The 10,104-nt window shown below is 69.1% G+C and carries 10 protein-coding genes and 1 pseudogene; 5 read left to right on the forward strand and 6 right to left on the reverse strand.

Annotation, left to right across the window (positions count from 1 at the left end; all coding sequences use genetic code 11):
* Positions 1–29 precede the first annotated feature (29 nt).
* Positions 30–1,016, reverse strand: a complete 987-nt coding sequence (locus E4099_RS22895; RefSeq protein WP_135340995.1) for a hypothetical protein — start codon at positions 1,014–1,016, stop codon at positions 30–32.
* Between the two features lie 307 nt (positions 1,017–1,323).
* Here E4099_RS22895 and E4099_RS22900 point away from each other — a divergent pair, with 307 nt between their 5' ends.
* From E4099_RS22900 to E4099_RS22910, 3 genes are all read left to right on the forward strand, one after another.
* The gene (locus tag E4099_RS22900) at positions 1,324–2,679 is read left to right on the forward strand and encodes a phosphatase PAP2 family protein (RefSeq protein ID WP_386389105.1); all 1,356 of its coding nucleotides are present in this window, start codon (positions 1,324–1,326) and stop codon (positions 2,677–2,679) included.
* A 147-nt stretch (positions 2,680–2,826) separates the two neighbouring features.
* Positions 2,827–3,393, forward strand: coding sequence for a GNAT family N-acetyltransferase (locus E4099_RS22905; RefSeq protein WP_135340996.1), 567 nt, complete (start codon positions 2,827–2,829; stop codon positions 3,391–3,393).
* A gap of 243 nt (positions 3,394–3,636) precedes the next feature.
* Positions 3,637–4,851, forward strand: a complete 1,215-nt coding sequence (locus tag E4099_RS22910; RefSeq protein ID WP_245245102.1) for an MFS transporter — start codon at positions 3,637–3,639, stop codon at positions 4,849–4,851.
* 85 nt (positions 4,852–4,936) lie between these two features.
* On the opposite strand, the gene E4099_RS22915 is transcribed toward E4099_RS22910, so the two are convergent.
* A complete protein-coding gene (locus E4099_RS22915; protein WP_135340997.1) occupies positions 4,937–5,542 on the reverse strand; it encodes a class I SAM-dependent methyltransferase in 606 nt (201 codons plus the stop codon).
* Between the two features lie 129 nt (positions 5,543–5,671).
* Entirely contained in the window at positions 5,672–6,178 is a 507-nt protein-coding gene (locus E4099_RS22920; protein WP_245245103.1) for a carboxymuconolactone decarboxylase family protein, read from the reverse strand.
* Positions 6,179–6,285: 107 nt separating this feature from the next.
* Here E4099_RS22920 and E4099_RS22925 point away from each other — a divergent pair, with 107 nt between their 5' ends.
* On the forward strand, positions 6,286–7,200 hold the full coding sequence (locus E4099_RS22925) for a pirin family protein (protein ID WP_135340999.1): 915 nt from the start codon (positions 6,286–6,288) through the stop codon (positions 7,198–7,200).
* 247 nt (positions 7,201–7,447) lie between these two features.
* Positions 7,448–7,678 (forward strand): DUF6193 family natural product biosynthesis protein, encoded by a 231-nt coding sequence (locus tag E4099_RS34450; protein WP_245245104.1) that lies wholly within the window; start codon positions 7,448–7,450, stop codon positions 7,676–7,678.
* A 14-nt stretch (positions 7,679–7,692) separates the two neighbouring features.
* On the opposite strand, the gene E4099_RS22935 is transcribed toward E4099_RS34450, so the two are convergent.
* The 3 genes and pseudogenes from E4099_RS22935 to E4099_RS22945 form a co-directional block, all read right to left on the reverse strand.
* Positions 7,693–8,193: a hypothetical protein gene (locus E4099_RS22935; protein ID WP_135341000.1), complete on the reverse strand. Its 501-nt coding sequence runs from the start codon at positions 8,191–8,193 to the stop codon at positions 7,693–7,695.
* A 15-nt stretch (positions 8,194–8,208) separates the two neighbouring features.
* Positions 8,209–8,790 (reverse strand): hypothetical protein, encoded by a 582-nt coding sequence (locus tag E4099_RS22940; RefSeq protein WP_135341001.1) that lies wholly within the window; start codon positions 8,788–8,790, stop codon positions 8,209–8,211.
* A 956-nt stretch (positions 8,791–9,746) separates the two neighbouring features.
* Positions 9,747–10,061 (reverse strand): annotated as a pseudogene (locus E4099_RS22945) (tyrosine-type recombinase/integrase); the annotation flags it as partial.
* Positions 10,062–10,104 lie beyond the last annotated feature (43 nt).

Raw genomic sequence — 10,104 nt, forward strand, 5'->3', positions numbered from 1 at the left:
GGTGGGCGGGGCGGGGACTCGGCGTGCGCTCAGGCGCGGCGGTGGTGGTGGGCGAACCGCTTCTCGGGCTCCCCGATGTAGACCCAGGGCCAGCTGGTGTAGGCGCCGTCGAGCGCGCGGAAGACGCGCCGGATGGTGTGGCGCTCCTCGGCCAGCGACAGGGCCATGGCGAACATGTTGAAGTCCTGCTGCCAGCCCGGGCGCGGCACATAGTCGGGGTGGAGGATGCTGTGGTCGGCCGCGGCCCGCAACTCGGCCTGGATCTCGGGGGTCTCCAGGCAGTCCTCGCGGTCCGACTCGACCCAGTTCTCGATGTGTGCCATGGCGATCACGCAGCCGAGGCGGTGCCCCTGCGGGGCGCGGGCGAACGCCTCGCGGGCGAACGCCAGGGCCTGGCCGGGCTCGCCGCTCCACCGGGGCTGCAGGTACGACACCCACTCCAGGTGCGTCTCCAGGTCCAGCGGGTCGCGGCGCAGGGCGGCGTCGAGCCGGGCGCCGTTGACGGCGTGGCCGACCGACATGCCGCGGCCGGAGGTGAGCAGGCGGCTCCACGGCGTGACCCATTCCGGCCGCGACTCGGCAGCCTCCAGCAGCTGTTCCTCGGCGATCTCCAGCCGCTCGTGGAAGATCCGCCACTGCTCCCGGGTGACGTTCGCCGCGCGCGCGGCGGTACGCGCCTCCCAGCCCCAGCTGATGTGGCGTGCCCCGGATATCAGCAGGGCGGTCGCCTGGTGCTCCTTGTCCTCCTCGATGGCCCGGCCGATCCAGTCCTGCACTCCGTCCAGGTCGGCGAGCGTGCCGAGGACCTGGTGGTCGCGGCCGAGGTCGAAGGGGGCCAGCGCCGCCCTGACCGCCGTCCAGTCACCCGCGGTGGCCGCTTCCACCAGCGCGAGCACCCGCGTGTCCCCGAGCGCGCGCAGCTTGTACGTTCCGTTCTTCCCGCTGCGCTCGGCGGGCAGGGCGTGCGGATCCGCCGCCGGTCTCTCCGCTCCCCTGCCGAACAGCTTGCCGAACATGCCGCGCCCTCCCTGGTCCCGCGTGATCGTCCGGTGCAGCATAGGCGGCCCCACCGACACCACTTCCACAGGGTTTTTTCACCGCGGCTTCACGGCCTCGACCGCCCGGGCCCCCGACTCCCCCACCCTCTCCGGCGACTCCATGCCGCGAAGCCGCCCGCACCGCCCCAATGGCATGATCGGAGTTCCGACGAGCACCCCCATGGCCCGTCCTTCATCGGAAAGCCATGCCATCCGACATAAAAAGCGGCACCATTAATCAATACCCAACAAATCGGTCAAGTAATTGATATCTATAATATCGCGGGTGTCTTCGCGAATAAGCTGCAGTACCAAGATCGCCGCGTGGCGCCGACCGCGCACGATCCTGTGGGCCACGGCGGGTGTGGTGACCCTCGGGTTCCTCATCGCACTGGAGATCGCCACCCGCCGCTACGCCGGCCAGCCAGGGCCGATCGTCAGCCAGGCGCGAGAGTTGGTGTTCCCCCCCAAGCCGGGACCGCTGTACGCCGGCCTGGCGTTGATGATGGTGGTGCTCACCTGGCGGCAGCGGTTCATCGCGGCCGGTACCGCGATCGGTATCGACGTCGTCCTCTTCTCGGTGCGGTCGGCCGCCGGCGTCGAGATGACCGACGACCAGTCCTTCGGCAACGGTGCCCTGTGGGTGATGCTGGGCGTGGCGGTCATCGCGATCACCCGCCGCACCGGCCAGGAACGCGTCCTGCTGCTGAAGGGTGTCGGACTGGGCATGCTGCTGGTGGCCGGCCGCAAGGTCGGCGACATCTGGCTGCTCATCACGGCGAAGACCCGCACCATGGTGCTCGACCCGTACGTGGCGACCGCCGACCACGCGCTGGGCAACCCGTCATGGCTGGCCGGCCGGATCCTCAGGGCCAGCGGTTCGCTCACCAGCGACGTCCTCGCCCTGGTCTACGCGCAGCTCGCGGTGGCCGCGATCGTCGTCGCGCTGTACCAGCTGCGCCATGTCGCGGCCGAGCGCCGCTTCCCCGGCCACCACCTGGTGCGCACCTTCCTGGTGATCGGCCTCCTCGGACCGGCCTTCTACATGATCTTCCCGGTGGTCGGCCCGGTCTTCGCCTACGGGCCGGGCGCCTCCGGCACCGGCGGGGTGCAGTGGGCGGTGGCCAACCTGTGGCCGAACACGCCGCCGTCGATCGGCATCCCGCACCCGGTGCCGTACGACGCGCTCACCCCGCGCAACTGCATGCCCAGCCTGCACACGGCCTGGGCCACCGCGATCTTCATCCACACCCGCAAGGGCCCGCGGGCCCTGCGCTACGCCGGCACCTTCTGGCTGGTCGCCACGCTCAGCGCGACGCTGGGCTTCGGCTACCACTACGGCGTGGACCTGGTGGCCGGCGTGGTGTTCGCGCTGACGATCGAGACCGCTCTGCGCGCCCTCGACCGCCGCGGGGACCGGTCGGGACTGCGGCTGGTCGCGTACGGCACGGCGGTCTTCACCGCGCTGCTGCTGTCCTACCGCTACCTGCCGATGGAAATGGCCCGGTATCCGTGGCTGTTCGGGCCGCTGCTCATGGTGTCGATGGCCTCCGTGATCTACTACTACATCCGCACCACCAGACGCTGGGACCGGCACACCGCACCAGCGCCGCAGCCGGAACCACAACCCCAACTGGCCTGAGTCGGGCGATGCGCGAGGACCTCGACCGCGCCGTCCGGAGCGCCGGGTGACCTCGCCCGACCCTCCGGACGGCGCCTGGCCCCGTACCGCTCGGCAGGTGAGGGATCCGGCCGACAACGCCCGCGACCGACGAAAGCGGTGTACACCATGAGCGACATGTGGACCGGCGAGAGGGTGCGCCTGCGCGGCGTCGAGCCGGAGGACTGGGAAGGCTTCAGGGACCTGGCCCGCGACACCGTCGACACCCGCAACGCCGGCTGGGTCGAGCCTCCGCGCTCGGACGAGGGCTTCCGTTCCTGGACCGCCGAGCGTGCCGGGCGTCCGCCCGGGGGCGAAGCCTTCCGGCTGGTGGTCGAGGCACTGGCCGACCGCGCGTTCGCGGGGACGGTGACCGTCGGAGAGGTCGACAGCCGTGCGGGGCGGTTCAGAACGGGCCTCCAGATCGCCCGCGACCACCGCCGCAAGGGGTACGCGGCCGAGGCCACCGAGCTGATCCTCGGCTATATGTTCGCCGAGCAGCGCTACAACAAGTGCGAGGTCGAGATCCACGCGTTCAACGACGCCTCCCTCGCCCTCTACCGCACGCTGGGCTTCGTCGAGGAGGGACGGCTTCGCCAGCACGAGTTCTTCGCCGGCGGCTACCACGACGTCGTGCTGCTGGGCATGACCGCCGCCGAGTACTGGGCCACCCACCCACGGCCATCGGTCCGCTGACCCGCACCGCCGCCCACTCGCGGCGCGCAGGAGCGCCGGCAGGAGGAGCGACGGCCGTCCGCCGGCCGCTCCTCACCCGGCCCCGTCGAGCCGGGACGCGGTGAGGCGGAGGGCCCGGAGGGGGCCGGACGCCGGCCCGCGGGTGAGACCGCATGACGGTCACGTCGCAATCCGGCCGGACTCGACAGGCCGGGTGATGGTCGACTCGGAGTCGCACTCGCACTCCATCGACAGGACGGACCCGTGACGACCACCACCCAACCCGACCGCCGCACCACCGAGCCCGCGCCATCGCCACTGGTCGGCTGGCTCGCCGTGGTGTCGGTGATGCTGGGGATCTTCGCCATCGTCACCACCGAGATCCTGCCGATCGGCCTGCTGACCCCCATCGCCTCCACCTTCCACGTCTCCGACGGCACGGCCGGGCTGATGATGACCATGCCCGGCTTCCTCGCCGCCGTCGCCGCCCCGACACTCACCATCGCCACCGCACGGGTGGACCGGCGGCTCATGCTGGCCGTGCTCATGGCGCTGCTGGCCCTGGCGAACTTCCTGGCCGCCGCGGCCCCGGGCTTCTGGCTGGTGCTGGTCTCCCGCGTGATGGTCGGCATCACCATCGGCGGCTTCTGGTCGATCGGCGCGGGGCTGGCCGAGCGGCTGGTCCCGGCGACCGCGGTGCCCCGAGCCACCGCGGTGATCTTCACCGCGGTACCCCTGGGATCCGTGCTGGGCGTGCCCGCCGGTACCTTCATCGGCGACCACGCCGGCTGGCGAACGGCCTTCGTGGCCATGGGCGCCCTCACGGCCGTGGCGCTGACCCTGCTGCTGGTCCTGCTGCCACCACTGCCCGCCCGGCAAGCGACCCACCTCGCGGTGCTGCGCGCCACGGTGCGCGGCACCGACACCCGCTATGGGTTGGCCGTCACCTTTCTGATCGTGCTGGCGCACTTCGGCACGTACACCTATGTCACCCCGTTCCTCCAGCAGGTCACCCACCTACGCCCGGACACCGTCACCCTGTTCCTGCTCGCCTACGGCACCGCCGGCATCCTCGGCAACCTGCTGGGCGGGGCCTTCGTGGCACGCCATCCCCGCGGCACCTTCGCCGTGGCCGCCACCCTCCTCGCCGCGGCCGCGCTCCTGCTGCCGGTACTCGGCTCCGACCCCGCGGCGGCCCTGGTCCTCCTGCTCGCCTGGGGGCTGGCCTACGGGAGTGTGCCGGTGTGCTCGCAGACCTGGTTCGTCACGTCGGCGCCGGGTGCGCCGGAAGCCGCCTCGGTCGTCTTCACCACCTCCTTCCAGGCCACCCTCTCCCTCGGCGCGCTGGTCGGCGGGCTCGTCATCGACCGGACCTCTCCCTCGACCGTCATGACGCTCGGCGGTGTGACCGCCCTGCTCATGGTGGCGACCGCCGGAATCCACCGCGCCCGGCGACCGGGCTGGTCGACACGGCCCTGAGAAGACCGGGCGACGTCGCGGCGGCCGGCCTACGCTCGGGTGCGGAGGTGCCGTTCACCGATCACCCGGTACGCCCCGGGTCCTCTCACCGGCGGTGGACGCTGACGGCGTAGCCGCCCTGGTCATAGGGGTCGGCGTCCCAGGTGGCGAAGCGGTCCACGAGGGTGAGGCCGGCCGCGGCGCAGTAGTCGTCGTACTCGGCGAGCGTGATGCTGGGCGGCACCGGCAGGTGCGCTTCGTCCAGTCCGAAGCCGGCGACCAGCAGACCGTCCGGGCGCAGGGCGGCGGCCAGGCGCCCGACCACCGTGGCCTCGGTGCCCGCGGCGAGCAGGGGGAAGATGTTGCCCGCGGCGATCACGAGATCGAAATCCGCCGCGATGCCGAGCCGGTCCGGCTCGAACTCGGTCAGATCGCACTGGAACCAGGGCAGCCCCGGCGCCTGCTCCCGCGCCACCGCCAGCATCGAGGCGTCGAGGTCCACCCCGACGCAGTCGTACCCGAGCTCCGCGAGCCGGATCATGACCCGTCCGGTACCGCACCCGGCGTCCAGCACCCGCGCCCCGGCAGGCACCAGAGCCGTGCAGAACCGTGCCTCGCCGTGCATGTCCTTCCCGGTACGGGCCAGGGCCGCGAACCGGGCGGCGTAGTCCGCGCCGGAGGTCCCTCCGGTCAGTTCCCTCCAACGACTCATGGGCCAACTATAGGTCGACCGAGCGCCACCGCTGGGGGCGGCCACCGGCACCACCGCCGACGCGGACTGGACCCGCGACGGCGGTACCGCCGTGTCGCAGTGCGAGGTGTCTTCGACGCACCCCCGGGGTCAGCGGGCGGGTGCCTCGCGGACGGGAGTGGCTCGGACGGGGTGCCGGCTCAGGATCGAGACCCGGTTGAAGGCGTTGATGGCGATGGCCGCCCAGATCACCGCGGATATCTCGTCGTCGTCCAGGACCGTGCGGGCCTCGGCGTAGGCCCGCTCCTGGGCGAGGGCGTCGGCCGGGTGGGTGGTGGCCTCGGCCAGGGCGAGGGCCGCCCGCTCGCGCGCGGTGAAGAGTTCCGTGTCCCGCCAGGCGGCGAGCACGCCCAGGCGCCGGGTGTTCTCACCGGCCCGCAGGGCGGCCCTGGTGTGCACGTCCAAGCAGAAGGCGCAGCCGTTGAGCTGCGAGACGCGGAGGTTGACCAGTTCCACCAGAATGCGGTCGAGGCCCGCGTCGGCGGCCGTCGCGCGGACCGCCTCGGCCGTCTTCAGCAGCGCCTGGTACGCCGCGGGGCTCTGCTTGTCGAGGTAGACCCGCCTGTCCGAGATGGTCAGCCCCTGCTCGTCACTCACGATGCGTTCCCTTCGCCCTGGCCCGTGCGCGTCACGGGCCCAGGGGCTATCATCACCCATGATTGTTGAAAAAGAAACTACTACTCACTGACTGAGAGGGGTCGGACATGGCTGACACGGAGGTCGAGGTCCTCACCGCCCGGGACGTCCCGCTGGGCGGTCCGCGTGCGATGACCGTACGGCGCACGCTCCCGCAGCGGGCCCGTACGCTGATCGGAGCCTGGTGCTTCGCCGACCACTACGGCCCCGACCGGGTGGCCGAGTCGGGCGGCATGGACGTGGCGCCGCATCCGCACACCGGACTGCAGACGGTGAGCTGGCTCTTCAGCGGGGAGATCGAGCACCGCGACAGCCTGGGCAGCCACGCCTTCGTACGGCCCGGCGAGGTGAACCTCATGACGGGCGGCCACGGCATCAGCCACTCCGAGACCTCCACCCCCGGAACCACCGTCCTGCACGGAGTCCAGTTGTGGGTGGCACTGCCCGAGGAACACCGCCACACCGCGCGCGACTTCCGCCACCACGTCCCGAGCCCCCTGCGCGTCGACGGCGCCGAACTCCGGGTCTTCCTGGGCACGCTGGCCGGCGAGACCTCGCCGGTGCCCACCTTCACCCCGCTGCTCGGCGCCGAGCTCCTCCTCGACCCTGGCGCCACCGTCACGCTGCCCGTCGACGCCGCCTTCGAACACGGTCTACTCGTGGACGAGGGCGAGATCAGCCTCGACGGCACCCTCCTGCGCCCAGCCGAGATGGGATACGCCGGAACCGGCCGCACCGCACTGACCCTCACGAACAACTCCGACCACCAGGCCCGCACGGTCCTCTTGGGTGGGACCCCGTTCGAGGAGGAGATCGTGATGTGGTGGAACTTCATCGGGCGGTCGCACGACGACATCGCCCAGGCCCGGTGGGACTGGATGAACACCGACCGCTTCGGCGAGGTCCAGGACTACCCGGGCGACCGGCTGCCCGCCCCCGAACTCCCCAACACACCCCTCAAACCGCGCGGACGAGTACGCTGACCTGCCCTTTCGCCGGGCGGGGAAACAGCGACTGAACCCGCTGCATCCCCGCCCCAGCACTCCCCGCGAACCCTCGACCCAGCCCGTATGACGCCCGCCTCGTGCGGCCCGATCGTCACAGCGTCTGGCCATCTTTGACAACGTCTGGTCGAACTCATGCTGACCCAATGCCGACTTCACTGACGCGGCATCAGGCATCTCGGAATCGTCGGCTCAACCGCCGACAGCTATCCGGCGGTGTCCGGCGGTGAGCAGAGGCTGCGACATCCCCTACATCCAGCCAGCGACCGGAGGCGGCTACTGGGTCTCCGGGCCCCACCGCACTCAGTCCGTAGACCCAGCCGCAACCGCCCAACAGGCGATCGCGATGGTCGTGGAACGCCTGCCGCCCGGCTGCGGTCCCGCCTTCGTAGGCACGCCAGAGGAACTCGCAGCATACGAGGCATCCGAGCACAGCCATCAAGGTGACCGAGGTTAAAGACAAGCTGAGGGTCAGTTCAACTTCGACAACAACGCTTTCGCCCGGACCGCGATGTCATCATCCTCCAACTGGACATGGCAGATGGCGAGGTCGGCTGTGATCCGGCGCAGCACCTTCAGCCACTCGGCGACAAAGGATTCGATCCCGACGGTCAGCCGGCTCCGGTCATTGAGCAGGAATTCATAGCCTCCATGGATGCTGTGCCAGCGAGAATCGATTCTGATCGAATCTCCGTCACGCGCAATATGCCATTCCGTGGAGAACGTGTCGGATCCCCAGTGGACCAGTTTTTGGGAAAATGTCGGATCTTGGACTTCTTCGAGCAGTGGCACAAGGTCGTCCAACAGGACGGGGATGTCGTATCGGTATTCGAGTCGCACTGGAATCCGATTCCAGAACAGGATCGCATCCTCAGTGCTCATGGGATACATTTGCCCTGTTGCATCCGCCATATCTGCGGCAGGTCCGACCTTCAGGGTTTCAGGGTTTCCTGATTGCAGCCAGAAGCTCATGCTTGTCCTATCGAGTCAGCGGGTAAGCGTGCGCCTTGCCATTGGGGTACACCTTGACGAAAATACTGTTCGGTGTGCGCGTCGAGCCATCCGGAAGATATCTACACAATTATGGCCTTCGGGTAGCCTGAAGAATCCTGTATTGTTTGGCCCTAGTTCGGCTCCGCGTTCTGCCGCGTACTGGACGTCTGCAGCGCTGCCGAACTGTCCTTGCGGTCGACCATCTTTTATCGCGCGAGCCGGCCCTTCGGACCAGTCAACACCGTGTTTCCCGGTCTTGAGCAGAGGCGCTTCAGGATTGTATTTCTGCCCGTCTCTTTCGAAGCCTCTGCCAACTTCATCCGCCTGTTTCCTCTTACTGAGCCCGTTGAGGTGCTGCTGACTCTGCTCGAAGGAGTGCTGTTGCTCCTCGGTGACGGGTTTCGTCTCATCCGGCTTGGGTCGCGAGCCGCTCTGGCTGGGGGTATCCGCCTGTCCTTCGGAGGGCGGCCCGTCAGTCGAGGAACCGCCACCCGAGGCGGTCATGAGGACGATGCCGAGCGTGCCGAGGGCGGCGGCGTGGATGGCGCCTTCGGCGGTGATGGCGCCCGCGGTCATGCCGGTGCCCGCGAGGGCGAGTCCGCCGCCGGGGGGGGAAGAGGGTGAGGAGGGCGAGGAGGATGAGGGCGAAGCCGAGGTAGGCGAGGAAGTTGTTGAGCGCTTCCAACAGGTGGAAGTTGCGGAAGATTTCGTCGCCGGGGCCCAGCCTCTTCCGCTGCATGCGGATCAGGAGCACGGTGCCTGCGGTGAGGCTGCCGAGTGCCCGTCCAGATACGGAAGCGGATGATGGCGTGTGCGTCGGCGAGAGGGAGCGCGCTGGTCGCCTGCCAGGTACGCAGAAGCCTGGCGAAGTGCCAGGCCGTCCAGATCAGTGCCGCGATACCGAAGGCCATGAGGACGGCGGGACCGTCACCGGTGGTGAAGCGCTGCCGGAGGTCGGCGGCGGCGGGAAACGAACCCACGCCGAGGAATACCAAGGCGGGGAGTGCGAGGACCAGAGAGATGAGGAGGAACCACCACCTCCGCCGGTCCCGCATGGCGCGGGCGGCCTGGCGCACGGTGCGCAGCCCGATGCCCTGCCAGGCGTGCTGGTGGTCGGTGGCGTCCATCTGCGCAGTGGTCCAGGCGACAGTGCGGTGCAGTAAGTCGCCGCCGGGGCAGGGAGCGCCGGCTGTCGCATAGAGGAGGGCACGACGCATACGGGCGAAGCGCAGTGCGATCAACATCGTCCAGGGAACGCGCCAGAACCCGTATCCGGTCAATCCACGTGCCTGAGCAGTTCATGACCCTCAAGCAGACTGCCGCGTACCTGAACATGTCTGTTCTTGGGTCTATCGGGAAGCTCCGCGCATCGGGCTCGTGCCCTACAAGTTCGGTCGCGGGACCAATGCGAAGCTCCAGTTCAGGCTGTCAGAGGTCCAGGCATGGGTGAAACAGCAGCGGATCTCACGGGTGTGACCGGGTTAAGACGGCGAGAAGGGCCTGCCCTGCATGGAGGCAGGCCCTGCTTGCGTTCAGGCGGCCAGGCCCAGGTCGAGAACCTGAGCAGCCTGTCCGATGGAGCCGGGCATCAGATGCCGGTAGATCTTGAAGGTGACATCGATACCCTTGTGGCCCATCCACTCGGCGACGTCCGTGATGGGGATGTTGTGGCTAAGGCAGTTCGAGGCGAAGAAGTGGCGCAGGCCGTAGAGCGTCATGCCTTCGCGGACTTCGGCAGCGTCGGCCTCCTTGATCCGTTGCCGGTAGCCGTCGATGATGCCGTACTTGTCCGCGTACGACAGGATGTTGAGCCGGGTTCGGGCCGGTAGCGGGACATCGCGGTATTCGCCTTACCGGCTGCCCGCCCCAGCACCTGTCTCTTATACACAC

The sequence above is a fragment of the Streptomyces palmae genome, from assembly GCF_004684805.1.
Lineage (GTDB): Bacteria > Actinomycetota > Actinomycetes > Streptomycetales > Streptomycetaceae > Streptomyces > Streptomyces palmae.

Excerpts from the sequence above, each read along its gene's own strand:
- E4099_RS22895 (WP_135340995.1), bottom strand. The coding sequence starts at position 1,016 with ATGTTCGGCAAGCTGTTCGGCAGGGGAGCGGAGAGACCGGCGGCGGAT.
- E4099_RS22905 (WP_135340996.1), top strand. The coding sequence starts at position 2,827 with ATGAGCGACATGTGGACCGGCGAGAGGGTGCGCCTGCGCGGCGTCGAG.
- E4099_RS22915 (WP_135340997.1), bottom strand. The coding sequence starts at position 5,542 with ATGAGTCGTTGGAGGGAACTGACCGGAGGGACCTCCGGCGCGGACTAC.
- E4099_RS22925 (WP_135340999.1), top strand. The coding sequence starts at position 6,286 with ATGGCTGACACGGAGGTCGAGGTCCTCACCGCCCGGGACGTCCCGCTG.
- E4099_RS22935 (WP_135341000.1), bottom strand. The coding sequence starts at position 8,193 with ATGAGCTTCTGGCTGCAATCAGGAAACCCTGAAACCCTGAAGGTCGGA.
- E4099_RS22940 (WP_135341001.1), bottom strand. The coding sequence starts at position 8,790 with ATGACCGCGGGCGCCATCACCGCCGAAGGCGCCATCCACGCCGCCGCC.